This is a genomic window from Pseudomonas sp. MT3, assembly GCF_054720805.1.
This window is the reverse complement of sequence record NZ_JBTVPY010000003.1, coordinates 1-24,163: the sequence shown is the minus strand read 5'-3', so window position 1 is coordinate 24,163 and position 24,163 is coordinate 1. Positions and strand designations below refer to the sequence as shown.

At 62.4% G+C, this 24,163-nt stretch carries 28 protein-coding genes; 21 read left to right on the top strand and 7 right to left on the bottom strand.

The genetic code is table 11. From position 1 onward, the window contains the following. Window positions 1-61 precede the first annotated feature (61 nt). The 9 genes from ACYCAX_RS03625 to ACYCAX_RS03585 all read left to right on the top strand — a co-directional run bounded on the left by ACYCAX_RS03625 (window position 62) and on the right by ACYCAX_RS03585 (window position 6,352). Window positions 62-283 carry a helix-turn-helix transcriptional regulator gene (locus ACYCAX_RS03625; RefSeq protein WP_001179606.1) on the top strand — a complete coding sequence of 74 codons (222 nt, stop codon included), beginning with the start codon at window positions 62-64 and terminating at the stop codon, window positions 281-283. A 4-nt stretch (window positions 284-287) separates the two neighbouring features. Beyond that, a complete protein-coding gene (locus ACYCAX_RS03620) occupies window positions 288-1,115 on the top strand; it encodes a helicase RepA family protein (protein ID WP_001162384.1) in 828 nt (275 codons plus the stop codon). After that, window positions 1,102-1,983: a replication protein C, IncQ-type gene (gene repC / locus ACYCAX_RS03615; protein ID WP_000743064.1), complete on the top strand. Its 882-nt coding sequence runs from the start codon at window positions 1,102-1,104 to the stop codon at window positions 1,981-1,983. Before ACYCAX_RS03620 ends, repC begins: the two co-directional genes overlap by 14 nt. Before the next feature lie 1,032 nt (window positions 1,984-3,015). Then, window positions 3,016-3,204: a FitA-like ribbon-helix-helix domain-containing protein gene (locus tag ACYCAX_RS03610; RefSeq protein WP_000024442.1), complete on the top strand. Its 189-nt coding sequence runs from the start codon at window positions 3,016-3,018 to the stop codon at window positions 3,202-3,204. Window positions 3,205-3,344: 140 nt separating this feature from the next. Beyond that, entirely contained in the window at window positions 3,345-4,124 is a 780-nt protein-coding gene (gene trbJ / locus ACYCAX_RS03605; RefSeq protein ID WP_000836966.1) for a P-type conjugative transfer protein TrbJ, read from the top strand. Window positions 4,125-4,136: 12 nt separating this feature from the next. Next, complete coding sequence (gene trbK, locus ACYCAX_RS03600) at window positions 4,137-4,373, top strand: entry exclusion lipoprotein TrbK (protein WP_000718002.1); 237 nt, start codon at window positions 4,137-4,139, stop codon at window positions 4,371-4,373. A 10-nt stretch (window positions 4,374-4,383) separates the two neighbouring features. Beyond that, the gene (trbL, locus tag ACYCAX_RS03595) at window positions 4,384-5,811 is read left to right on the top strand and encodes a P-type conjugative transfer protein TrbL (RefSeq protein WP_001405816.1); all 1,428 of its coding nucleotides are present in this window, start codon (window positions 4,384-4,386) and stop codon (window positions 5,809-5,811) included. Window positions 5,812-5,815: 4 nt separating this feature from the next. Continuing rightward, window positions 5,816-6,064 (top strand): hypothetical protein, encoded by a 249-nt coding sequence (locus ACYCAX_RS03590; RefSeq protein ID WP_000213809.1) that lies wholly within the window; start codon window positions 5,816-5,818, stop codon window positions 6,062-6,064. 63 nt (window positions 6,065-6,127) lie between these two features. Further along, window positions 6,128-6,352 carry a type I toxin-antitoxin system ptaRNA1 family toxin gene (locus tag ACYCAX_RS03585; protein ID WP_000211355.1) on the top strand — a complete coding sequence of 75 codons (225 nt, stop codon included), beginning with the start codon at window positions 6,128-6,130 and terminating at the stop codon, window positions 6,350-6,352. Window positions 6,353-6,706: 354 nt separating this feature from the next. On the opposite strand, the gene arsB is transcribed toward ACYCAX_RS03585, so the two are convergent. The 4 genes from arsB to ACYCAX_RS03565 are packed head-to-tail and all read right to left on the bottom strand — an operon-like array spanning window position 6,707 to window position 9,370. After that, window positions 6,707-7,726 (bottom strand): ACR3 family arsenite efflux transporter, encoded by a 1,020-nt coding sequence (gene arsB / locus ACYCAX_RS03580; protein ID WP_005015323.1) that lies wholly within the window; start codon window positions 7,724-7,726, stop codon window positions 6,707-6,709. 44 nt (window positions 7,727-7,770) lie between these two features. Then, window positions 7,771-8,277 (bottom strand): arsenate reductase ArsC, encoded by a 507-nt coding sequence (locus tag ACYCAX_RS03575; RefSeq protein WP_000140066.1) that lies wholly within the window; start codon window positions 8,275-8,277, stop codon window positions 7,771-7,773. Then, a complete protein-coding gene (gene arsH / locus ACYCAX_RS03570) occupies window positions 8,274-9,041 on the bottom strand; it encodes an arsenical resistance protein ArsH (RefSeq protein ID WP_001239389.1) in 768 nt (255 codons plus the stop codon). Before arsH ends, ACYCAX_RS03575 begins: the two co-directional genes overlap by 4 nt. Then, the gene (locus ACYCAX_RS03565; RefSeq protein ID WP_000447876.1) at window positions 9,038-9,370 is read right to left on the bottom strand and encodes an ArsR/SmtB family transcription factor; all 333 of its coding nucleotides are present in this window, start codon (window positions 9,368-9,370) and stop codon (window positions 9,038-9,040) included. Before ACYCAX_RS03565 ends, arsH begins: the two co-directional genes overlap by 4 nt. Window positions 9,371-9,517: 147 nt before the next feature. Between ACYCAX_RS03565 and ACYCAX_RS03560 the strand changes: the two genes are divergently transcribed. From ACYCAX_RS03560 to tadA, 4 genes are all read left to right on the top strand, one after another. Next, window positions 9,518-10,255 carry a recombinase family protein gene (locus tag ACYCAX_RS03560; RefSeq protein ID WP_001366550.1) on the top strand — a complete coding sequence of 246 codons (738 nt, stop codon included), beginning with the start codon at window positions 9,518-9,520 and terminating at the stop codon, window positions 10,253-10,255. Further along, a complete protein-coding gene (locus tag ACYCAX_RS03555; protein ID WP_000743213.1) occupies window positions 10,252-10,476 on the top strand; it encodes a hypothetical protein in 225 nt (74 codons plus the stop codon). The genes ACYCAX_RS03560 and ACYCAX_RS03555 overlap by 4 nt, the downstream gene beginning before the upstream one ends. 354 nt (window positions 10,477-10,830) lie before the next feature. After that, window positions 10,831-12,234 (top strand): multicopper oxidase family protein, encoded by a 1,404-nt coding sequence (locus tag ACYCAX_RS03550; protein ID WP_015478472.1) that lies wholly within the window; start codon window positions 10,831-10,833, stop codon window positions 12,232-12,234. Next, window positions 12,222-12,740 carry a tRNA adenosine(34) deaminase TadA gene (gene tadA / locus ACYCAX_RS03545; protein WP_015478471.1) on the top strand — a complete coding sequence of 173 codons (519 nt, stop codon included), beginning with the start codon at window positions 12,222-12,224 and terminating at the stop codon, window positions 12,738-12,740. The genes ACYCAX_RS03550 and tadA overlap by 13 nt, the downstream gene beginning before the upstream one ends. Before the next feature lie 110 nt (window positions 12,741-12,850). Here the strand turns inward: tadA and mltF are convergent, their stop codons facing one another. Continuing rightward, window positions 12,851-14,326 (bottom strand): membrane-bound lytic murein transglycosylase MltF, encoded by a 1,476-nt coding sequence (gene mltF / locus ACYCAX_RS03540; protein WP_460247432.1) that lies wholly within the window; start codon window positions 14,324-14,326, stop codon window positions 12,851-12,853. A gap of 290 nt (window positions 14,327-14,616) precedes the next feature. Between mltF and purL the strand changes: the two genes are divergently transcribed. The 3 genes from purL to ACYCAX_RS03525 all read left to right on the top strand — a co-directional run bounded on the left by purL (window position 14,617) and on the right by ACYCAX_RS03525 (window position 19,490). Beyond that, the gene (gene purL, locus ACYCAX_RS03535; protein ID WP_460247431.1) at window positions 14,617-18,513 is read left to right on the top strand and encodes a phosphoribosylformylglycinamidine synthase; all 3,897 of its coding nucleotides are present in this window, start codon (window positions 14,617-14,619) and stop codon (window positions 18,511-18,513) included. 210 nt (window positions 18,514-18,723) lie between these two features. Further along, complete coding sequence (locus tag ACYCAX_RS03530; RefSeq protein ID WP_294977795.1) at window positions 18,724-18,981, top strand: CDGSH iron-sulfur domain-containing protein; 258 nt, start codon at window positions 18,724-18,726, stop codon at window positions 18,979-18,981. A 191-nt stretch (window positions 18,982-19,172) separates the two neighbouring features. Beyond that, entirely contained in the window at window positions 19,173-19,490 is a 318-nt protein-coding gene (locus ACYCAX_RS03525; protein ID WP_015478467.1) for a YqfO family protein, read from the top strand. A gap of 49 nt (window positions 19,491-19,539) precedes the next feature. On the opposite strand, the gene ACYCAX_RS03520 is transcribed toward ACYCAX_RS03525, so the two are convergent. Continuing rightward, complete coding sequence (locus tag ACYCAX_RS03520) at window positions 19,540-20,040, bottom strand: L,D-transpeptidase family protein (protein ID WP_015478466.1); 501 nt, start codon at window positions 20,038-20,040, stop codon at window positions 19,540-19,542. Between the two features lie 52 nt (window positions 20,041-20,092). Beyond that, window positions 20,093-20,644 (bottom strand): NUDIX hydrolase, encoded by a 552-nt coding sequence (locus ACYCAX_RS03515; RefSeq protein ID WP_015478465.1) that lies wholly within the window; start codon window positions 20,642-20,644, stop codon window positions 20,093-20,095. A 140-nt stretch (window positions 20,645-20,784) separates the two neighbouring features. On the opposite strand from ACYCAX_RS03515, the gene ACYCAX_RS03510 reads away from it, so the two are divergent. The 5 genes from ACYCAX_RS03510 to ACYCAX_RS03490 are packed head-to-tail and all read left to right on the top strand — an operon-like array spanning window position 20,785 to window position 24,126. Continuing rightward, entirely contained in the window at window positions 20,785-21,381 is a 597-nt protein-coding gene (locus ACYCAX_RS03510) for a CoA pyrophosphatase (protein ID WP_015478464.1), read from the top strand. 55 nt (window positions 21,382-21,436) lie between these two features. Then, a complete protein-coding gene (locus ACYCAX_RS03505) occupies window positions 21,437-21,961 on the top strand; it encodes a gamma carbonic anhydrase family protein (RefSeq protein ID WP_460247430.1) in 525 nt (174 codons plus the stop codon). Then, a complete protein-coding gene (locus tag ACYCAX_RS03500) occupies window positions 21,958-22,146 on the top strand; it encodes a DUF1289 domain-containing protein (RefSeq protein WP_015478462.1) in 189 nt (62 codons plus the stop codon). Before ACYCAX_RS03505 ends, ACYCAX_RS03500 begins: the two co-directional genes overlap by 4 nt. A 37-nt stretch (window positions 22,147-22,183) precedes the next feature. Next, window positions 22,184-23,365, top strand: a complete 1,182-nt coding sequence (gene purT, locus ACYCAX_RS03495; protein WP_015478461.1) for a formate-dependent phosphoribosylglycinamide formyltransferase — start codon at window positions 22,184-22,186, stop codon at window positions 23,363-23,365. Then, window positions 23,362-24,126 (top strand): SGNH/GDSL hydrolase family protein, encoded by a 765-nt coding sequence (locus tag ACYCAX_RS03490; protein ID WP_294977802.1) that lies wholly within the window; start codon window positions 23,362-23,364, stop codon window positions 24,124-24,126. Before purT ends, ACYCAX_RS03490 begins: the two co-directional genes overlap by 4 nt. Window positions 24,127-24,163 lie beyond the last annotated feature (37 nt).

The window sequence follows — 24,163 nt, the reverse complement described above, 5'->3', positions numbered from 1 at the left end:
ATTAGCTGCTTCGCGCAGCTACTCGATGAATAGCAACTATTCATTTGAGAGGTATTGACCCATGCAAAATATAAAGACCCTCATCAACAGGAAGAAGCTCCTGGAGATGATCCCGCTTTCGACACGAACAATTTATAACCTGGAGCAGCGAGGGGATTTTCCACGCCGTATCGCGTTAACCAGTAGAAATGTCGCCTGGGATTTGTCAGAGGTCGAAGAGTGGATTGAGGCACGTAAATCATCGGGTGATCAAGCTGCGCGACCTGGCCCTATAGAGGGCTAGTTATATGGCTCTTGATCTTATGGCGGCTTTCACGGAATTGCCGCCACCCATTGATTATGTTCTGCCTAATATGGTTGCTGGCACTGTTGGTGCTCTTGTGTCGCCTGGTGGGGCTGGTAAATCCATGTTGGCCCTTCAATTGGCTGCACAGATTGCAGGCGGGCCTGATTTACTTGAAATAGGCGAGTTTCCCACCGGGCAAGTGGTCTATCTGCCTGCTGAAGATCCACCGGCCGCTATTCACCATCGTCTGCACGCCCTTGGGGCACACCTCAGCGCAGCGGAACGGCAAGCCGTGGCTGATGGTTTGCTCATTGAACCCTTGATCGGTAAATGCCCAAACATCATGGCTGCTAGCTGGTTCGATGCTCTCAAACGAGCCGCTGAAGGTCGTCGCTTGATGATCTTGGACACTTTGCGGCGCTTCCACATTGAGGAGGAGAACGCTAGCGGGCCGATGGCGCAGGTTGTTGGGCACATGGAGGCCATAGCCGCTGATACAGGCTGCTCCATTGTGTTTCTGCACCACGCGAGTAAAAGCGCAGCCATGATGGGGTCGGGCGATCAACAGCAGGCCAGTCGTGGATCGTCCGTACTGGTTGATAACATCCGTTGGCAATCGTACCTATCCGGCATGACGCAAGGCGAGGCCGAGATACTGGGGGTCGATGATTGTCAGCGTGGGTATTTTGTCCGCTTTGGCGTCAGCAAGGCCAACTATGGCGCACCTTTTCAAGAACTCTGGTTTAGACGGCACGACGGCGGCGTGTTGAAGCCTGCTGTACTGGAGCGGCAGTGCAAGGTGAAAAGGAGACAGCGTGAAGAAGCCTAAGCATGACCTGACCCACGTCCGACATGATCCCGCGCACTGTTTGGCACCTGGCCTGTTCCGCAGCCTCAAGCGTGGCGATCGCAAACGCTGCAAGCTGGACGTGACCTACACCTTTGGCGAGGACGAATCCATGCGTTTCGTCGGATTCGAACCTCTCGGGGCCGATGATATGCGTCTTTTGCAAGGCATCGTGGCCCTTGGCGGCCCGAACGGCATCTTGCTAACCCCGGAACCGACCAGTGAGACGGGGCGACAGCTACGGCTATTCCTTGAACCCCGTTTCGAAGCCATTGAGCAAGACGGCTTGGTGGTTCGTGAGAGCCTGACCAAACTGCTCTCAGAAACGGGCATGACGGATAGCGGCGACAACATCAAGGCGCTCAAAGCCAGCCTGCTGCGCATGTCGAACGTCACCATCCTTGTGACGAAGGGACGGCGGCAAGCCGCGTTCCACCTGATGAGTCATGCTTTTGACGAGACGGACGGCAGGCTATGGGTTGCCCTGAATCCGCGTATTGCCGAAGCGATCCTGGGGCATCGTCCATATGCCCGTATCGACATGGCGGAAGTGCGGGTGCTACAGACTGATCCGGCACGGCTGATGCACCAACGGCTATGCGGCTGGATCGACCCCGGCAAATCCGGGCGCGTGGAACTGGACACGCTTTGCGGCTATGTCTGGCCAGATGAAGCCAATGCCGAAGCTATGAAAAAACGCCGTCAGACTGCCCGGAAGGCACTGGCCGAACTTGCCGCCGTGGGTTGGGTAGTGAACGAATACGCCAAGGGAAAATGGGAGATCAAGAGGCCTGGCCCCACGGCAACTGCACCCGTTTACCGTCGTAACGTTCCCTTGTTACCGTCGTAACGCTCCCCTTCTGCCGTCGTAACGTTCCCCGTCCCAATTTGGAAAACCCAGACGGTGCGCTGCTTTGCGGGCAGTTTGGGAAATCCATCCAAGATTATCTAAAGATAATCCATCATGCGCGGTGCAGCTCGCGCCTTGAGGGCGCGTTCTGACCTTGCCAATAAAGCCCTGGCGGGCTTTATCAATCGGCCATAGGCCGATGGTTTAACGCCAAGAAGAGAAGGCGGCTTCAGTGGCCGCTGAAACGCCTTGTGAGAGGGGAAAACAACCCGGAGTCCCTTATTCCATGAGCTGAAGCAGAATCTGCGTCTAACGGTGCTGGAGGGCCGCTGTGTGCACTTGTAGTTATCTGTACTGAAACCTTGGCTCGAAACGTGAAATGGCTAAGCAGTGCCCATTCGTTCGGTAAGAATAATAAGAAGATTATTATTCTTATTATTACCAAGCAGGAATGAGCCGTGTGTGTTGGACGCCCATAACCAGTAACCTGCGTGAAGGTGTCAACATCAGGAAAGGTTGCCCCTCAAGTATCAATACGTCGCCTTAGTGGTATGACGGGAGGGGAGGCAAATTTCTTGTGTTCATTGACACTTGAGGGGCGGGTTATGCCCTTCTTTTTTGGCGTCCAACTCGCCCCATCGGGGCGAATGGTTTGTGTCGATTGTTGGCATTTTAGGTTCCGATTTAAAGCCGATTGAGCAGCGATTTTGAAGCGACTATGTCGATTGCAGGCCGATTTGGTGACGATTACGGTTATGTTGCCAAGAATCGGTGTTTGTTTGACGATAAAACGCTTTACGTTCGATATGCGCTAGATTTTCAATAGTGGGTGAAATGCGGGCAGGATGGGTGAAGTTAGCTAACCGGCAAGCCGGTTATCTATCTTCACTGTCCCTTATTCGCGCCGGGGGCACTCAACGGGAATCCTGCCCTGCGGGGCTGATCGGCTACCGCCGGTTGCAAGAGTATAGGTCTTGCTATTTTTAATATCTTTGATAGCATGGTTGTCGGGTACACCAAAAGGGTATTGATATGGCAAATGTGCTTATCAGGAATTTACCCGCCGAGGTGCACCGTGCGTTGAAAGTTCGAGCAGCGCTCAACGATAGGAGCACCGACGCGGAAATACGCGAAATACTGACGGCGGCAGTACAGCCGCTAGAGCTTGAAGAGATTGGCCGGGAAGTTGGCTTGTCCGAAAGCGATAAAAAAACAGAGTAGTTTTACGTTTGTAAGTCCGGGCCTCAGCGCCAAGGGCAATACCGATCAGCTAGTGGCGTAGCTCTTCGATGAAACGTTGCCGAGAACAAGCACAACGCTTGGTCAAGGCAATGCCTTCTTTTCATCGACGGAGTACGACCATGAAGTCCAAAATTTTAGCGGCTAAAAAAACCGCTCTAGCCGTTGCACTCGCAACCGGCTTTATCACCACTACCACCGCCCCTGTGCAAGCTGGTATCCCCGTCATCGACGGCGGCAACCTGGCCCAGAACATCATGACGGCCATCGAGTCGGTGGCGCAGACGCTCAAGCAGATTGAGCAGTACCAGACCCAGTTGCAGCAGTACGAAAATCAGCTCCAGAACACGATGGCCCCAGCCGCGTATATCTGGGATCAGGCGCAGACTACGATCAACCGGCTGATTGCCGCGCAAAACACGCTGGCCTATTACGAGAACCAGCTAGGCAGCCTGGATCGTTACCTGGCCAAGTTTCAGGACGTGGCCTATTACCGCAGCTCGCCATGCTTCAACGGCAGCGGCGGATGCACGCCGGCCGAAAAGGCAGCGATGGAAGAGAACCGCCGCCTGGCGTCAGAGTCGCAAAAGAAGGCCAACGATGCCCTGTTCCAGACCGTTGCCGACCAGCAAAAGGCTTTGAAGGATGACGCCCGTACCCTGGAGCGGCTGCAAGGCGCGGCCCAGGGTGCAACTGGCCAGCTACAGGCCATCGGCTACGCCAACCAGCTCGCCAGCCAGCAGGCCAATCAGCTCTTGCAGATTCGCACCATGTTGACCGCCCAACACAACGCGGAGGCAGCCCGGATTGCAGCAGAACTCGATGCCGAGGCGCGAGGTGATGCCAGGGCCGAGCAAATGCGTACCTGGACGTTTCGCCCGAGTCCGGCAGACAACTACTAGGGAGGCGGTGAGATGAAAAAAATCTTTTTTACTACCGCGGCTACGTTGCTGTTGTTGGCTGGATGTGAACAGGAAAGGATGCCCGAACCAAATGCGGCGACGTGTGCCCCCGATGCGTTCCAGGCAGCACTGAATGAAATGCGCAGCGAAGCGAACCGAGAGGCCTTTACCGAGGAATGCAGAGCATTCCAGAAGGCCAAGCAGATGCGTCAGTGGGAGTTCAAGCCCAGCCCTAAAGATGATTATTGAGGTGGTCGCCATGAGAAAGAAAATTGCTCTAGGTGGCTTGATGATGGTCGCCACAATGGTGCTGGCTGAACCTGCAATGGCGCAGGAGCTAAGTAGCAGCGGTGTTATGAATGATGTGCTCAAGCGTTTTCATGATGCTGCCGCAACATGGGGGCCAGCTATTGAGTCCGCTGCATCGCGTTTGTTCTGGACGCTGGTTGTGATTTCGATGGTCTGGACATTCGGCATGATGGCTTTGCGCAAGGCCGACATTGGCGAGTTCTTCGCGGAGTTCGTTCGCTTCACGATCTTCACCGGCTTTTTCTGGTGGTTGCTGACGAATGCGAACCAGGGCATGAATATCGCCGGTACGATTGTTCAGTCATTGCAAACTCTGGGCGCGCAGGCGGGGGGACTTTCCAATAGCAATCTTGGGCCCTCCAGCATCCTTGATCTTGGTTTCGAGTTATACAACCGCACAGTACAGGCCACCTCGGAGCTGGGATGGCGGCAGATGGCAACTGCTCTGGTCATGGAGCTAATGGCCCTGGCTGTTTTGTTTGTCCTGGCGTTGATTGCGGTCAACCTGTTGCTGTTGCTCGCATCAGCCTGGATTCTGTTGTATGCCGGTGTGTTCTTCCTTGGCTTTGGTGGAAGTCGTTGGACTTCCGACATGGCGATCAATTACTACAAGACCGTGCTGGGCCTGGCCGCACAGCTTATGGCAATGGTGCTTCTGGTTGCGATTGGCAAAGAGTTCATCAATCACTACTACACGCAAATCAGCGAGAACATGGCATCCCAGGAACTGGCCGTGATGTTGGTTATATCGGTCATCTTGCTTTTCTTGGTCAACAAAGTTCCGCCGATGATTTCTGGTCTTGTGTCTGGTGGTGGTATTGGCGCAGCCGGTGGAATTGGAAACTTCGGTGCGGGTGCGGCAGTTGGGGCGGCGGTGACGGCGGCCAGTATGGCAACTGGCGGCGCTGCCCTGGCAGGTAAAGCGGTTATGGGTGCCGCAGCCGGTGCAGCCGGAGGTGCAAGTGCACTCCAAGCGGCTTTTCAGAAAGCATCAGCGAGTATGGAAACCGGCGGTGACATGTCCAGCATGGGGTCAGTTGTCAGCAGTGGCGGAAACGGTGGTGGTGAAGCGGGTACTGCTGGCAGTAGCCCATTCGCCCAAGCGGCTGGCTTTGGTGACAGCGGCAGTAGCTCAAGCGGTGGCGGCTTTGCCAAGGCCGCGAAGCTGGCCACAGGCACGGCCTCCGAGTTAGCCAAGGGTGTCGGCTCTCAAGTGAAGCAGGGATTCCAGGAGCGAGTGAGCGAAACCACAGGCGGAAAACTGGCTGCTTCGATACGCGAAAGCATGGAGCCGAAAGAAGCAAGCCAATCTGGCCAGTTCGAGGGCAATAGCTTGGGCGCCGATTCTGGCCCAGATAGTAACGAAGTCAGGAGTTAGCACGATGACGACATCAACATACATGGCCGCATTGGCGGCCCTGGATGAAGCGCCAAGGGAAGAAGTCAGCCAGGTATTTATTTCGCCGCTGGGTGATCAATCGACCGAGGTCGATGCAGAGACAGAAACAGCCGCTTTTGTATCACGGCCAGACCCTATGAGAGAGAGCGAAACTAAGCCGATAAGTATTGAGGTTAATGGCGGCAGGAATGAGCGGTCAGCATTCGCGGAGGCGGCGGGGCTGTACCTGTAGGCGCACCGGGCTGGCCACAACCAGCCCGGCACTTTCAATCAACACCTACTGGAGAGGTGAATTATGACAACACAACATATTATCGAACCAGGGCAAGCAGTGCATCAAGCAGCGGCTATTCTTTCTTCTTTGGAGTACATCAACCAAGCGGAAGCGCGGAGCCTTGGGCCATTGGCCGAAGCCGTCGCTAATGCTTTTATGGTGGTGTACTACCAAGCTGAAACGGGCCGGGCGACACAGGCTGATTTTCAAGAAGCAATGAACGCCTTGCGCCAAGCGTGCAGCTAATGACGAAAGGGCGGCCACTCGAACTGGCCGCCTTTTTCAATCTTCACTGTTTGGCCATTCCCGACCCACAGACGGCGCATCCATCCATTCGCGTTCCTCCGGCGGCAGCGGGTAAGCCCCGGATGCTTCCGCGTCGGCCAGTAGTTCGGCCAGTGTGTAGCGCACCCGACCAGTGGAAACGGCGCGGGCCGGGTCGGCCTTCTCATGCAGCCTGTTCTCTAGGTTCTTTGGGTCTGTCATCGGGCGACCTCAGCAAGCATGGATACTAGGTGTTCCAGGTCAGTGATCGAATGCGCCAGGAAGCGGCCGGCGCGGCAATCTGCAATCATTTCCTCAGTTTTTTCCTACTCATGTTCAACCTCGTTCGTACCAGCTCTTCGAGCGATTCACCACGCGCACGACCAGCAGCATCACCGGCACTTCGACCAGGACGCCGACCACGGTTGCCAATGCAGCGCCGGAGTGCAGACCGAACAAGCTGATGGCGGCCGCCACGGCCAGCTCGAAGAAGTTGCTGGCACCGATCAGGGCCGAAGGACAGGCGACAGAGTGCTTTTCCCCCGCCCGCTTGTTCAGCCAGTAGGCTAACCCGGAATTGAAGAACACTTGAATCAAGATCGGCACGGCTAGCATGGCGATCACTAACGGCTGCCGGATGATGGCCTCGCCCTGGAAGGCGAACAGTAGAACCAACGTCAGCAGCAGCGCGGCCATCGACCACGGCCCGATCTTCTGCATGGCCCGTTCAAAGGCGGCCTGTCCTTGCTTGAGCAGATGCCGCCGCAAGAGCTGCGCCAGGATCACCGGCACGATGATGTAGAGCACGACCGAAATCAGCAGCGTGTCCCAAGGCACCGAGATCGAGGACATGCCCAGCAGCAGGCCGACGATGGGCGCGAAGGCCACGATCATGATGGCGTCGTTCAGAGCCACTTGCGAGAGCGTGAAAAGCGGGTCGCCGTTGGTAAGGCGGCTCCACACGAACACCATTGCCGTGCAGGGCGCGGCGGCCAGCAAGATCAAGCCCGCGATGTAGCTGTCCAGTTGATCGGCCGGCAGGAACGGAGCGAACACTTGTCGGATGAACAGCCACCCCAGCAGGGCCATCGAGAATGGCTTGACGGCCCAATTCACGAACAGCGTGACGCCGATGCCGCGCCAATGCTCTTTGACCTGGTGCAGCGCCCCGAAGTCGATCTTGACCAGCATCGGGACGATCATTACCCAAATCAGCAGGCCCACCGGCAAATTGACCTGGGCCACTTCCATGCGGCCTATGGCCTGGAACACGTCAGGAAGGCCCTGGCCGAGCGCAACACCGGCGACGATGCACAGGGCCACCCACAGCGTCAGGTAACGCTCGAAGCCGCTCATCGGGGCCTGGCGCGGCTTCGCGGCGATGGCCTGTGCGCCGGCGCTCATGCTTCCTGCTCGGTCTTGCCGATGTTCGCCAGCTCGCGCTTGATGGCCGTCTGGTCAAGCATTTTGAGAGGCAGATTCACGAACAGGCGGACGCGGTTCATCATGTGCCGGAAGGTTTGTTCGAAGGCCCGGCGCTTCTCGGCGTCAGTGCCTTCGACGGCGGCCGGGTCTTCAAATCCCCAATGCGCCGAGATCGGCTGACCAGGCCACACCGGACACATTTCGCCGGCGGCGTTGTCGCAGACGGTGATGATGAAGTCCATCTTCGGTGCGTCGGGCGTGGCGTACTCGTCCCAGCTCTTGCTGCGCAGATTCTCGGTCGGGTAATTCACCGACTCCACCTTTTCGACGGCGAAGGGATTGACCTTGCCGGTTGGGTGACTGCCGGCGCTGTAGGCGCGGAAGCGCCCTTGCCCCATCGTGTTGATGAGAGCTTCGGCCATGATGCTGCGCGCCGAATTGCCGGTGCAGAGGATGAGGACGTTATAGATTCTTTCGGTCATGATGTTTCGCTTTCTGGTAGTGGCTGGGGAGCAATGGCGATGGATGAAAGATCGGTGGCCTCGTCGATGACGTGGCCGGCCGCTTTCCGTTCGGAATAGCGGTCTGTCAGTGCTTCACGGTGCGGCCGTACCAGCGCCGTGAAGCGCACCAGTTCTTCCATCACATCGGCTATTCGGTCGTAGTACGGCGAGGGCTTCATGCGGCCCGCCGCGTCGAACTCTTGGAACGCTTTGGCGATACTCGACTGGTTCGGAATGGTGAACATTCGCATCCAGCGGCCGAGCAGACGCAAGGTGTTCACGGCGTTGAAGCTCTGCGAGCCGCCGGATACCTGCATCACGGCCAGGGTGCGGCCTTGGGTCGGCCGGATGCCGGCCATTTCAAGCGGCAGATGGTCAATCTGCGCCTTCATGACACTGGTAATCTGACCGTGGCGTTCCGGGCTGCACCAGACTTGTCCCTCTGACCACTCGGACAGGGCGCGCAGCTCCTTGACGGCCGGGTGATCGTCGCTTTGCACTTGATCGGGCAACGGCAAATCGGACGGGTCGAAGATGCGTGTTTCTGCGCCAAAGAATTGCAGCAGCCGGGCCGCTTCCTCGACGGCCAGCCGTGAGAACGAGCGGGCGCGCAGCGAGCCATACAGCAGCAGGATACGCACCGGCGGGGCGTCGGGTGCCAGCCCGAGCGCCGGGCGCTCGATGGCAAAGGATTTGTCCAAAGCGGGCAAAGAATCGGGGTCGGAAAGATGGCGAAGTCTCATGCCAACACCTTCCCGGCTTCCGTGGTGCAAGACAGGTTGCACACCTGGCCGCCGCAGCAGTTTTCCGTGAGAAAGGCCACCAGGTTAGTGGCCGTCGAAAAGTTCGCCTCGTAGATCACAAATCGGCCTTCTTGCCGCGACGTGACCATGCCGGCGTGTGCCAGCTCTTTCAGGTGGAAGGATAGCGAAGACGGCGGGATGCCGGCCGCTTCGCTGATTTTTCCGGCGGCCATGCCGGCGGGGCCGGCCTGGACGAGAAGCCGGAACACCGCGAGGCGCGATTCTTGAGCGATGGCCGCCAGGGCGGCTACAGCATTTATCGTTTCCATGTTTCAATAATAGTCGAAATATGGAGTGTGCTCAATAGCTCATTTAAGCTGTAAAAATGAGCTAGGCGCATTTAGATCGATATGTGATAAATTGGCCTGCCAGTTTAAGATGGGTGCATTTGAGTATGCCCAAAGGAGCCCGCAAGTATGCGCAGGACGAAGCCAGTAGCCGCGCCGATGGTGGCGCGGGTCTATCTGCGCGTCAGCACCGACGCGCAGGACTTGGAACGCCAAGAGGCGATCACTACGGCCGCGAAGGCCGCCGGCTACTACGTCGCCGGCATCTACCGTGAGAAGGCATCCGGCGCACGCGCCGACCGGCCTGAGCTGCTGCGCATGATCGGCGACCTACAGCCCGGCGAGGTGGTCATTGCCGAGAAGATCGACCGCATCAGCCGCCTACCTTTGCCCGAGGCCGAGCGCCTGGTGGCCTCGATACAGGCCAAAGGCGCACGCCTGGCCGTCCCTGGCGTGGTCGATCTATCCGACCTGGCGGCCGAGGCCCAGGGCGTCGCCAAGATCGTGCTGGAAGCCGTGCAGATCATGCTTTTTCGCCTGGCCTTGCAGATGGCCCGCGACGACTACGAGGACAGGCGCGAACGCCAGCGCCAAGGCATTGAGTTGGCCCGCCAGGCCGGGCGGTACAAGGGCCGCCGTGCTGATCCGAAGCGCCGCGCCCAAGTTGTCGCGCTGCGCAAGTCCGGCTACAGCATCAACAAGACCGCCGAGCTGGCCGGGTACAGTGCGGCCCAGGTGAAACGGATATGGGCCGAGGTCAGCCAGGCCGAAGCGAAGCAGCACGGCGCGTTCGTGGAGGACGCATTGACGGAAGCCGATGCCCTGGCCGCTGTCGGCCAGGATGAGCGCCAGGAGGAAAGGGCATGAAGAAGCCGAACCAAGACGACGAGCCGTTTTTCATCACCGAGGAGATTGCGGCCGAAATGATCGCCGGCGGCTATGAGTTCGAGCTGCCGCCCATTCCTTGCACCATCCGCCTACGCGACGTGCTGGAGCGCATGACCGATGCTGAGCTAGCATTGCAGCCGGGCGAGATCGCCGACCAGGAGCGTGAACGCTGCCGGCGCAAGCCGTGTTCAACCTCATGATCTGGTCATGGTATTTTTCATGGCACTGAGCCTGATAGTTCTTGCAAATTGTTGTCACTAAAGGGTTTTGTGTGCTTGTTTACAATCGAGTGGGAATGATCGGAGACGTTTAACGTTTCCTTAACGGAGAAGGCGGCAATCTCGCCGCCTTCTTCGACAGGCGAGGGCGGGATAGCTGTCCTTGACCTGGCGCATGAGAGGCGTTTGCCTCTTCATGCACAGTTGCTTCTGCTTTCGTTTGAAGCAGCAAAGCAGTGCAGCCGGCCGCAAGAGCCCGGCGCCAGGCGCGAAACGCGCCAAATCTCCGTGAAAGCCGATGGGGTCGCAAGTCCCTTGTTCTAGGAGTCTGGACCCATGTCGTTTACCCGTAGACAAGTACTCGGCGGCATCGCCGGCCTGGCCGTGCTCGGCCTGGGCGCCGGTGGCGCGCGCCTCTGGCTGGCGCGCCCGCAGGTGGCCGCCGAGCACGATTACGAATTGATCGCCGCGCCGCTCGACCTGGAGCTGGTGCCCGGCCACAAGACCCCCGGCCTTGGCTATGGCGGCCAGGCTCCCGGCGTGGAGATCCGTGCGCGCCAGGGCGACTGGCTGCGGGTGCGCTTCACCAACAAGCTGGACGAGCCGACCACCATCCACTGGCACGGCATCCGCCTGCCCATCGAGATGGACGGCGTGCCCTACATCTCGCAGCCGCCGGTGCAGCCGGGCGAGAGCTTCGTCTACCAGTTCAAGACGCCGGACGCCGGCAGCTACTGGTATCACCCGCACCTGATGAGCAGCGAGCAACTGGGCCGTGGCCTGGTCGGGCCGCTGATCGTCGACGAGCGCGAGCCCACCGGGTTCACCCGCGAGAAAGTCCTCTGCCTGAAGACCTGGCACGTGGACGAGGAAGGCAACTTCACCGCCTTCAGCGTTCCCCGCGAGGCTGCGCGCGAAGGCACCCGCGGGCGCCTGTCGACGATCAACGGCGAACGCACGCCGGTGATCGAACTGCCCGCCGGCGAGATCGTCCGGGTGCGCCTGCTCAATGTCGACAACACCGTCACCTACCGCCTCAACCTGCCGGACGCCGAGGCGAAGATCTACGCCATCGACGGCCATCCGGTGGAGCCGCGCGACTTCGGCAAGGGACCCAAGGACCAGTACTGGATCGGCCCGGGCATGCGCCTGGAGCTGGGCATCCGTGGTCCGGCGGAAGGCACCGAGCTGTCGCTGCGCAACGGCCCGGTGCGTCTGGCGACCATCCGTGGCGTGGCCAATCCCAAGGCGCCTACGGCCAAATGGCCGGCTACGCTGCCGCACAACCCGGTGGCAGAGCCGGACCTGAAGAATGCCGAGACCATCAACTTCAAGTTCGAGTGGGTCGGCGCCATCTCCGACTACTCCAAGGGCCAGTCGGCGCCTTCGCTGTGGCAGATCAACGGCGTGGCCTGGCAGGGCGGCGAGGAGCACAAGCACAACGCGCCGCCGCTGGCCAGGCTCAAGGAAGGCAACAGCTACATCTTCGTGCTGCGCAACATGACCCAGTACCAGCACCCGATCCACCTGCATGGCATGGCCTTCAAGGTGCTGGATTCCGATCGTCGGGAGATCATTCCGTATTTCACCGATACCTACCTGCTGGGCAAGAATGAGACGGCACGCGTGGCGCTGGTGGCGGATAACCCCGGCCTGTGGATGTTCCACTGCCACGTGATCGATCACATGGAGACCGGACTGATGGGAACCATCGCGGTGGGCGAGGCATGGTGCGGCTGACCAACAGCAAGGGGCACCCGACGGTGAAGGGGCTGGCGCCGGTCATCGACCGCAGCCGGGACATCCCCTTCATGCGCGAGGCCCTGGCGCTGGCCGAGCAGGGCGCTGCGCTGGGCGAAGTGCCGGTGGGCGCAGTGCTGGTGCTGGACGGGCAGGTCATCGGTCGCGGCTTCAACCGGCCGATCACTTCCCATGATCCCAGCGCCCATGCCGAGATGGTCGCCATCCGCGAAGCTGCCGCCGCCGCGCAGAACTACCGCCTGCCGGGCAGCACTCTCTACGTCACCCTCGAACCCTGCAGCATGTGTGCTGGCCTGCTGGTGCACTCGCGCATCCAGCGCGTGGTGTTCGGCGCCACCGAGCCGAAGTCCGGCGTGGTGGTCAGCCGTGGCAACTTCTTCGAACAGGACTTCCTCAACCACCGGGTGCTGGTGGAAGGCGGGGTGCTGGGGGAGGAGTGCAGTGGGATGCTGTCGGCGTTCTTCAAGGCGCGGCGCAAGGGCTGAGTTCGGCTCGGCGTCGGCACGGCCCCGATTTGTAGGAGCGAGCCATGCTCGCGATCGCGGGCATGGCCCGCTTCTACAATGGAAATACCGATTTCAATCCGCGCTGGGCCTCAGAGCTTCTGATCCCGCCCATCCTCATCATCGGGCTTGGTCTTGTTCACGCCCGGCAGGTGCAGGCCGCTTTCGGCGAGCTGGCCGCCTTCCATCTGCGGCTGGGTCACCCAGGTGAGAATGTCGTAGTAGCGCCGCACGTTCTGCACGAAGTGCACGGTCTCGCCGCCGCGCGCGTAGCCGTAGCGAGTCTTGCGGTAGTACTGCTTCTGCGCCAGGCGCGGCAGCATCTTCTTTACGTCGAGCCACTTGTTCGGGTTCAGGCCTTCCTGTTCGGCCATCTTTCGCGCGTCTTCCAGGTGGGCGCCGCCGATGTTGTAGGCGGCCAGGGCGAACCAGGTGCGGTCCGGGTCCTTGATGCCCTCGGGCAGTTCGTCCTTGATCTGGGTGTAGTACTTGCTGCCGCCCTGGATGCTCTGCCGGGCGTCGAGGCGGTTGGCCACGCCCATCGCCTGCGCGGTGCGGTTGGTCAACATCATCAGGCCGCGTACGCCGGTCTTGGAGGTGGCGTCGGGCTGCCACATGGATTCCTGGTAGCCGATCGCAGCCAGCAGACGCCAGTCGGCGTCGAGCTTCTGGCCACTCTGGCGGAAATGCGGCTCGTACTTGGGCAGGCGCTGTTGCAGGTGCTGGGCGAAGGTATAGGCGCCGACGTAGCCCAGCACGTCCACATGGCCGTAGTAGCGGTCTTTCAGGCGTTGCAGCAGGCCGTCCTGCTTGGCCTTGTCGAGGAAGGCGTTGACCTTCTCCAGCAGGCTGTTGTCGTCTCCGGCCGGCAGCGCCCAGGCCAGGCCGCGGGAGTCGCCGAGGTCGAAGGCGACGCGCACGTTGGGGAAGTACACCTGGTTCATCGCCAGCTCATTGGAGTCGACCAGCGTGAGGTCGATCTCGCCGACGTCCACCATGCGCAGCAGGTCGACCATCTCGTCGGCGTCGGATTCGCGGTAGGTGATCTTGGGGAAGCGCTTCTTCAGTTCGCCCAACTGGGCAGCATGGCTGCTGCCCTTGAGTACGACGATGCGCTTGTCCTCCAGGTCCTCGGGGCGGGTAGGGCGCTGCGCGCCGTTGCGGTAGACGACCTGGGGCGTGACGTCGAGGTAGGCGTGCGAGTAATGCACCTGCGAGCTGCGGTCGCCGCCCGGAGTCAGGCCCGCGGCGGCGAGGTTGGGGCCGCCCTCCCGGCTGAGCTGGCCATAGAGGTCTTCGATATTGTCGGCGGTTTCGATCTGCAGCTTGACCCCCAGGCTGTCGGCGAAGCGCTTGGCCAGCTCGTATTCGAAGCCGGTGTCGCCGTTGCGATCCTGGAAGTAGGTAGCGGGGCTGTTGCGGGTGATCACGCGCAGGACTCCGTCCTTCTGCACACGCTCCAGGGCTGTCGGGACTTTTGCCTCGGTACAGCCGGAAAGCAGCAGAAAGATACAGGTCGCCAAGAACCAGGTGGTGCGGCGCACGCGGGACACAGTCAGGGCAAGCATCGCAGCAGTATACGCAAAGGCCGTGCGGCGCCATATCTCGACAGGTTGACGCTTCTCTGCTAGCTGGAGTGCCGTTCGTCGGCATTTTCGCTGCGGAAGGCCGGGCGAAGCGGGTTGGCTGCGGGTGGCTCGAAGCTGTTCGAAGGTGAACGGCCGAATCGGTGGCGGTGGCAATGAGGAAGGTGCTTGAAAGGTGCCGCCGTCCCGCGCTTTACGGTAGAATGCACGGCCTCTGTGGGCCGGCCCGTCCGGCCCCACACACTTCCCCGTCTCCAGAGGCTGTTCCGACAATGCTGATCCTGCGCGGTGCTCCCGCCCTTTCCGCTTTCCGCCACGGCAAACTGCTCGACCTGCTGACCCAGCATGTGCCCGCCGTCACCGGGCTGTATGCCGAGTTTGCGCACTTCGCCGAGGTCACCGGAGCCCTCAACGCCGAGGAAGAACAGGTCCTGGCGCGCCTGCTCGAGTACGGTCCGAGCGTGCCGGTGCAGGAGCCCAGCGGCCGGCTGTTCCTGGTGGTGCCGCGCTTCGGCACCATCTCCCCGTGGTCGAGCAAGGCGTCGGACATTGCCCGCAACTGCGGCCTGGCCAAGATCGAGCGCATCGAGCGCGGCATCGCCTACTACGTCACCGGCGAGCTGAGCGAAGCCGACGCGCAAGCCGTCGCCGCCCGCCTGCATGACCGCATGACCCAGCTGGTACTGGGCCAACTGGAAGAAGCCTCCAGCCTGTTCAGCCACGCCCAGCCCAAGCCGCTGACCGTGGTGGACATCCTCGCCGGCGGCCGCGCCGCGCTGGAGAAGGCCAACCTCGAGCTGGGCCTGGCCCTGGCCGAGGACGAGATCGACTACCTGGTGAAGAGCTTCGTCGAGATGGGCCGCAACCCGCACGACGTCGAGCTGATGATGTTCGCCCAGGCCAACTCCGAACACTGCCGCCACAAGATCTTCAACGCCAGTTGGGACATCGACGGCCAGGCTCAGGACAAGAGCCTGTTCGGCATGATCAAGAACACCTATGAAATGCACCGCGAAGGCGTGCTGTCCGCGTACAAGGACAACGCCGCGGTGATGAAGGGCTACGTCGCCGGCCGTTTCTACCCGAACGCCGAGACCCGCCAGTACGGCGCCAGCGAAGAGCCGGTGCACATCCTGATGAAGGTGGAGACCCATAACCACCCGACCGCCATCGCTCCCTTCCCCGGCGCCTCCACCGGCTCCGGCGGCGAGATCCGCGACGAAGGCGCAACCGGTCGTGGCGCCAAGCCGAAAGCCGGCCTGGTCGGCTTCACCGTCTCCAACCTGAACATCCCCGGTTTCGAGCAGCCCTGGGAAGTGCCCTACGGCAAGCCCGAGCGCATCGTTACCCCGCTGGACATCATGATCGAAGGTCCGCTGGGCGGCGCCGCGTTCAACAACGAATTCGGCCGACCGAACCTGGCCGGCTACTTCCGTACCTTCGAGCAGGCCATCGCCACCCCGCGTGGTGAGGAAGTTCGCGGTTACCACAAGCCGATCATGATCGCCGGCGGTCTGGGCAACATCCGCGAAGACCATGTGCAGAAGGGCGAGATCTCGGTCGGCGCCAAGCTGATCGTGCTCGGCGGCCCGGCCATGCTGATCGGCCTGGGTGGCGGCGCGGCGTCCTCGATGGCCACCGGCGCTTCCGCCGCCGACCTGGACTTCGCCTCGGTACAGCGCGAGAACCCGGAAATGGAACGCCGTTGCCAGGAGGTCATCGACCGCTGCTGGCAGCTGGGTGAGAACAACCCGATCAAGTTCATCCACGACGTGGGCGCGGGCGGTATTTCCAACGCCCTGCCGGAACTGATCAACGACGGCGGCCGTGGCGGCCGCTTCGAGCTGCGCGCCGTGCCCAACGACGAGCCGGGCATGAGCCCGCTGGAAATCTGGTGCAACGAGTCGCAGGAACGCTACGTGATGTCGGTCGACGCCGCCGACTTCGAGACCTTCAAGGCCATCTGCGAGCGCGAGCGCTGCCCGTTCGCCGTGGTCGGCGAAGCCACCGAAGAGATGCAACTGACCGTCGCCGACAGCCACTTCGGCAACAAGCCGGTGGACATGCCGCTCGAAGTGCTGCTCGGCAAGCCGCCGCGCATGCACCGTTCGGTTACCCGCGAAGCCGAGCTGGGCGATGACTTCGCCGCCGCCGGCCTCGACCTCACCGAGTCCACCGAGCGCGTGCTGCGTCACCCGGCCGTGGCCAGCAAGAACTTCCTGATCACCATCGGCGACCGCACCATCACCGGCCTGGTTGCCCGCGACCAGATGGTCGGCCCGTGGCAGGTACCGGTGGCCGATTGCGCCGTCACCGCCACCAGCTTCGACGTCTACACCGGCGAAGCGATGGCGATGGGCGAGCGTACTCCGCTGGCGGTGATCGACGCCCCGGCCTCCGGCCGCATGGCGATCGGCGAGACCATCACCAACCTGGCCGCCGCGAGCATCGACAGGATCTCCGAGATCAAGCTCTCCGCCAACTGGATGGCCGCCGCCGGCCACCCGGGCGAGGACGCGCGCCTGTACGACACCGTCAAGGCCGTCGGCATGGAGCTGTGCCCGGCGCTGGGCATCACCATCCCGGTGGGCAAGGACTCCATGTCCATGAAGACCCGCTGGCAGGAGGGCGACGCCGAGAAGAGCGTCACCTCGCCGATGTCGCTGATCATCTCCGGCTTCGCCCCGGTCAACGACGTGCGCAGGACCCTGACCCCGCAACTGCGCCTGGACAAGGGCGAGACCGACCTGATCGTCATCGACCTCGGCCGTGGCAAGAACCGCATGGGCGGCTCGATCCTCGCCCAGGTCAACGGCCAGATCGGCCGCGCCGCGCCGGACGTCGACGACGCCGAAGACCTCAAGGCCTTCTTCGCCGTGATCCAGGGCCTGAACGCCGACGGCCACCTGCTGGCCTACCACGACCGTTCCGACGGCGGCCTGATGGCCACCGTGGTGGAAATGGCCTTTGCCGGCCACTGCGGCCTCGACCTGCGCCTCGACGCGCTGGCCGACAGCCGTGAAGCCCTGCCCGCCGTCCTGTTCAACGAAGAGCTGGGTGCCGTGATCCAGGTGCGCGAAGGCGCCACTCCGGAAGTGCTGGCCCAGTTCAGCGCCGCCGGCCTGGAGGACTGCGTCGCCGTGATCGGCCAGCCGGTCAACGGCACCGACATCGACCTGGCCTTCAATGGCGAGCGTGTGTTCAGCGCCCAGCGCCGCAACCTGCAGCGCATCTGGAGCGAGACCAGCTACCGCATCCAGCGCCTGCGCGACAACGCCGACTGCGCCGACCAGGAGTTCGACGGCCTGCTGGAAGAAAGCAATCCCGGCCTGTCGGTGAAGCTGAACTTCGACGTCAACGACGACGTTGCCGCGCCGTACATCAAGAAGGGCGTGCGTCCGCAGATCGCGATCCTGCGCGAGCAGGGCGTCAACGGCCAGGTGGAGATGGCGGCGGCCTTCGACCGCGCCGGCTTCGCCGCGGTGGACGTGCACATGAGCGACATCCTTTCCGGCCGCATCAGCCTGGAGCAGTTCAAGGGCCTGGTGGCCTGCGGCGGCTTCTCCTACGGCGACGTACTGGGCGCCGGCGAAGGCTGGGCCAAGTCGATCCTGTTCAACAGCCGTGCCCGCGATGGCTTCCAGGCCTTCTTCGAGCGCAAGGACAGCTTCGCCCTCGGCGTGTGCAACGGTTGCCAGATGATGTCCAACCTGCACGAGCTGATCCCCGGCACCGAGTTCTGGCCGCACTTCGTGCGCAACCGCTCCGAGCAGTTCGAAGCGCGCGTGGCGATGGTCCAGGTGCAGGAGTCACAGTCGATCTTCCTGCAGGGCATGGCTGGTTCGCGCCTGCCGATCGCCATCGCCCACGGCGAAGGCCATGCGGAGTTCGAGAGCGAGGAAGCGCTGCTGGAAGCCGACCTGTCCGGCTGCGTGTCGCTGCGTTTCGTCGACAACCTGGGCAAGGTTACCGAGAGCTACCCGGCCAACCCGAATGGCTCGCCCCGTGGCATCACCGGCCTGACCAGCCGCGACGGCCGCGTCACCATCATGATGCCGCACCCGGAGCGCGTGTTCCGCGCCGTGCAGAACTCCTGGCGTCCGGACGAGTGGGAAGAGGACGGCGGCTGGATGCGCATGTTCCGCAACGCCCGCGTCTGGGTCGGCTGAGTCCGGTTTCCGGTGAAACCTGAAAAGGGGAAGGCTTCGGCCTTCCCTTTTTCTTTGGGGGCGCAGGGCGTACAACCGTTCGGGGTGGTACGCCGTTTCATCCTGGTTGGCCGCTGGCGCCAGGGTTGAGCTCTCGGAGCGCCTTGGGGCCACGGCCAATCGGCGTATAGCGGCGAACGTTATACGCCTACGTAGGAAGAGGAGTGGGCTTTGGCTGATCAGATGCTTCCTGAAGTCCGCTCGGTTGCGCCGGGGCAGGTTCTTCGCCTGTGCCGCTGCGGGCAGTGCGCGAGCCGGCCGGACGCCGCCGAAGGTTGTGCGGATGCGCTGGATCTGACGGTGGGGCGCGAGCGGTACCTGTCGCTCTGCCGCTGCGGCCGTTCGGCGAGCCTGCCCTATTGCGATGGCGCCCATGCACCCGAGGCGTCCGGGCTGAAGGCGCGCTGGCAGCGCTTCATGGGGCGTTGATCTCGAAGTCGATCACAGATTTCGTACAAAGTCGCTCGCCGGCGAACGCCCGTGGAACCCGGCGGTCGAACTTTCCCGATGACTCGCGGGTCATAAGAGGCAATGTGCCACTATTTGTGGCAGCATTTGCCAAGCGTGGCGCCATCTGCCACGGCGTTCCCTGTTTCGATCTCCCTGATTCGGAGCGTTCGATGTACAAATTTTGTTTTTACGTTCCGGAGAGCCATCTGGAGCCGGTCAAGAAGGCGGTATTCGCCGTGGGTGCGGGACGCATCGGTGCCTATGACAGCTGCTGCTGGCAGGCATTGGGACAGGGGCAATTCCGACCGTTGCAGGGTAGCAACCCGTTCATCGGCCAGACGGGTACCGTCGAGCAGGTGGCCGAGTGGAAGGTCGAGATGGTGGTGGCCGACGAACTGATCCATGACTCGGTCAAGGCTCTGAAGGCCGCGCATCCATACGAGACGCCGGCCTTCGAGGTTTGGCGGCTGTCGGACATGGTGTTCTGACAGCAATGAAAAAGGCGCCCTTGGGCGCCTTTTTCATTGCTGTGTCCAGTCAGGGACGGATCTCGATCAGCGTGCCGTCCTTCACCAGGCTCCAGACCTCGCGCAGGTCGGCGTTGGTCATGGCGATGCAGCCGTTGGTCCAGTCGAGGGTGGAGAAGTACCACTCGGGGTATTCCTCATCCAGCGGGGTGCCGTGGATCATGATCATGCCGCCCGGCGACAGGTTCTTCTCCCGCGCCTTGGCGACGTCGCGCGCGTTGGGGTAGGAGATGTGCATCGAGAGGTTGTACTTTTCGCTGGTCTTGCGCCAGTCGACCCAGTAGAAGCCTTCCGGCGTGCGGTTGTCGCCCTCGGCGAGCTTCGGGCCCTGTGGGCGCTTGCCCAGGGAGACGCGGTAGCTCTTGAGAATCTTGCCGTTGCTCAACAGGTGCAATTTGCGCTCGGACTTGAGCACGAGAATCTTGTCGATATGACCGTCGAGCGTAGGCGTCGCATTGGCGTGCGAGAACGCTGCGAAAGTCAGACAAAGGACGGCGATCAGCCAGCGCATCGAAACGTATTCCCCAGTGATCCTAATGCCTTAGAGGCGGTGTAGAAGTCTTTTAGTTCTTTTTCTGTGCCAGCATTGGTGCGATGGCTTCGTTGCGCACCGGAAAACTCCGCTGGAGCCGGTCCGCAAAGTAGCATTCTAAGGTACGGCCCACCGTGGGAAAAGCCAGCTCGCCCCACGGGATGTCGGATTCCTTGAACAGCGCCACCTCCAGGCTCTCTTCGCCGGCGCGAAAGTCCAGGTCCGCCAGTTCGGCGCGGAAGAACATGTACACCTGGCTGATGTGCGGCAGGTCGAAGAGGGTATAGAGCTGCAGGCCTTGAACGCGGGCGCAGGCTTCCTCGAGGGTTTCCCGGGCGGCGGCCTGCTCCAGGGTCTCGCCGTTTTCCATGAAGCCGGCCGGCAGAGTCCAGAAACCCTGGCGCGGCTGGATGGCGCGGCGGCACAGGAGGATGCGGCCTTCCCACACCGGCAGGCAGCCGGCGACGATCCGGGGGTTCTGGTAATGCACGGTATGGCACTGGTCGCAGACGTAGCGCGGGCGGTTGTCGCCGCCGGGGATGCGCAGGCTCACGGGAGCGCCGCACTGACTGCAGAATTTCATGCCGGTTCCTTATTCGAATGTGCATCCATCTTGCGCGCAGCGCCAGGCACGCAGCAAGAGGGCGGGGCTTGGGCAGTTCGGTCTTTCGTGCCATGATCGTTCAATTAAAAGAATCGGCCCTTTTCCGCAGGATGTTCGGCATGCTGGACCAGCTGCGCCAACGCATACAGGCGCACACGCCTCGCGATTTCGAAACGGACCGCAGCTTCCCGGAAGCGGCGGTCCTGCTCCCCATCACTCCCCGTGAAGAGCTCGTGCTCACCCTGCGCGCGACGGGGTTGTCCACCCACAGCGGCGAGGTGGCGTTCCCGGGTGGGCGGCGCGACCCCGAGGACGTCGACCTGATCCATACCGCCCTGCGCGAGGCGGAGGAGGAAATCGCCCTACCGCCGGGGTTGGTGGAGGTGGTCGGGCCGCTGAGCACATTGCTGTCCCGCCACGGCATCATGGTCAAGCCATTCGTCGGCTTCGTTCCGGATTTCGTCGAGTACCGTCCCAATGACGGCGAGATCGCCGAAGTCTTCACGGTGCCGCTGGAGTTCTTCCGTGGCGACCCGCGGGAAACCACCCATCGCATCGATTATTTCGGCCGCAGCTGGTATGTCCCCAGCTACCTCTACGAGGGGTACAAGATCTGGGGGCTGTCCGCGATCATGCTGGTCGAGCTGGTCAATCTGTTGTACGACGCCCGTATCGACCTGCACCAGCCGCCCGCGCAGTTCATCAAGCTGAGCTGACGCCATTTCCCGTAGCCAAGAGAACAATGAGCGGCCCCCGCCTGAGGAGTACCCCATGAAATACCGCCTGGGCTCGTCCCACGTCGAAACTCATCCGGAAAGCTGGATCGCCCCCACCGCCACGGTGATCGGCAAGGTTCGCCTGGATGCTGGCGCCAGCGTGTGGTTCAACGCCGTGCTGCGCGGCGACAACGAACTGATCCACATCGGCGAGAACAGCAACGTGCAGGACGGCACCGTCATGCACACCGACATGGGCTTCCCGCTGACCCTGGGCAAGGGCGTGACCATCGGCCACAACGCCATGCTGCATGGCTGCCAGGTGGGCGACTACAGCCTCGTCGGCATCAACGCGGTGGTGCTCAACGGCGCGAAGATCGGCAAGTACTGCATCATCGGCGCCAACGCGCTGATCCCCGAGGGCAAGGAAATCCCCGACGGCTCGCTGGTGATGGGTTCCCCCGGCAAGGTGGTGCGCGAACTGACCGAGCCGCAGAAGAAGATCCTCGAAGCCAGCGCCGCCCATTACGTGCACAACGCCCAGCGCTACGCCCGCGAGCTGGCCGAGCAGGAAGAATGACCGCCGAGCGTCCCGTGGCCTCGCCTTGCGTGCACGTCTGTGCGCTGGATGACGCCGACATCTGCCTGGGCTGCCAGCGCAGCGCCGACGAAATCACCCGTTGGGGCCTGATGGACAACGCCGAGCGCCGCGAAGTGCTCAGGCGTTGCGATGAACGTGCCCGCCAACAGGGCGTGCTGATCTAGCGCGCCGTCGAATTTTTCATTTCCCGAGGTTCACGCAATGCCCCGTATTGGAACTCCCCTGTCGCCGAGCGCGACCCGCGTACTGCTCTGTGGCTCCGGCGAACTGGGCAAGGAAGTGGCGATCGAACTGCAGCGCCTGGGCTGCGAAGTCATCGCCGTGGACCGCTATGCGAATGCGCCCGCCATGCAGGTTGCGCATCGCAGTCATGTGATCAGCATGCTCGACGGAGTTGCCCTGCGCGCGGTGATCGAGCAGGAGAAGCCGCACTACATCGTGCCGGAGATCGAAGCCATCGCCACCGCGACCCTGGTCGAACTGGAGAGCGAAGGCTACACCGTCATCCCCACCGCCCGCGCTGCGCAGCTGACCATGAACCGCGAGGGCATTCGTCGCCTGGCCGCCGAAGAGCTGGGCCTGCCGACCTCGCCCTACCACTTCGCCGACACCTACGAAGACTACGCCGCTGGCGTCGCCGCCGTGGGCTATCCGTGCGTGGTGAAACCGATCATGAGTTCCTCCGGCAAGGGCCAGAGCGTGCTGAAGTCCGACGCCGACCTGAAGACCGCCTGGGACTACGCCCAGGAAGGTGGCCGCGCCGGCAAGGGCCGTATCATCGTCGAGGGTTTCATCGACTTCGACTACGAAATTACCCTGCTGACCGTCCGTCACATTGGCGGTACCACCTTCTGCGCACCCATCGGCCACCGCCAGGTGAAGGGCGACTACCACGAGTCCTGGCAGCCCCAGGCGATGAGCCCGAAGGCGCTGGCCGAGTCCGAGCGCGTGGCCAGGGCGGTCACCGAGGCGCTGGGCGGCCGTGGCCTGTTCGGCGTCGAGCTGTTCGTGAAGGGCGATGAAGTGTGGTTCAGCGAGGTCTCGCCGCGTCCGCACGACACCGGCCTGGTCACCCTGATTTCCCAGGACCTCTCCGAGTTCGCCCTGCACGCCCGCGCCATCCTCGGCCTGCCGATCCCGGTAATCCGCCAGCTGGGCGACTCCGCCTCGGCGGTGATCCTGGTGGAAGGCAAGTCGCAGCAGGTGTCCTTTGGCAATCTTGGTGCCGCGCTGAGCGAGCCGGACACCGCCCTGCGCCTGTTCGGCAAGCCCGAAGTGGACGGCCAGCGGCGCATGGGCGTGGCCCTGGCGCGCGATGAGTCGATCGACGCGGCCCGTGCCAAGGCGACTCGCGCGGCCCGGGCGGTCAACGTCGAGCTGTGAGCCGCTGGGCGGGGCTGATGTGGTGGGCGGCGGCGGTGCCGCTGCTGCCGCTGGCCCTGCCCCTGGCCGTGCGTACCCGGCGCACGGCCTTGCGCCTGGCGCCGGCCGCGGGCGTCTGCGAGGGCGTCGCTGGCACTGAGCGAACCGGCGCCCCCTTCCGCTTGCTGTTGCTCGGCGAGTCCACGGTGGCCGGGGTCGGCGCCTCCTGCCTGGATTTCGCCCTGGCGGGACGTCTGGCGGTCGCGCTGTCCGCTCGTCTGGGGCGGCCCGTTGCCTGGCGTGCGGTGGGGGAAAACGGCATCACGGCCGGCGAAGCCTGCGAGCGCCTGCTGCCGGTGACTGCGGATCAGGATTACGACCTGGTGGCGCTGGTCTTCGGCGTCAACGACACCACGCATTTCAGCTCCAGCCAGCGCTGGCGAGGCGCTTTGACGCAACTCATCGAGCATTTCCGCAAGCGTGGTGCGCGGGTCGTGTGCACGGCGGTGCCGCCACTGCAGCATTTCACCGCGCTGCCCTGGTTGTTGCGGCAATTGCTCGGCTGGCGCGCGGCGCTGCTGGATCGCCAGCTCGGCGCCCTGGCGCAGGCCCAGGGCGCGGGGTATTGCGAGGTCAGCCTGGAGATGCAGCCGCAGTTCCTCGCGATCGATGGCTATCACCCGTCGGCGTTGGGCTATCAGGTCTGGGGCGAGCATCTGGCCGAATGGCTGGTGCAGCCGTTGTCCACCAAAGCTGCGCCCGGAGCGCACAGCCCTTCGTAGGAGATTCTATGTCTACCCCGCCGTATCGGCCGCAGGC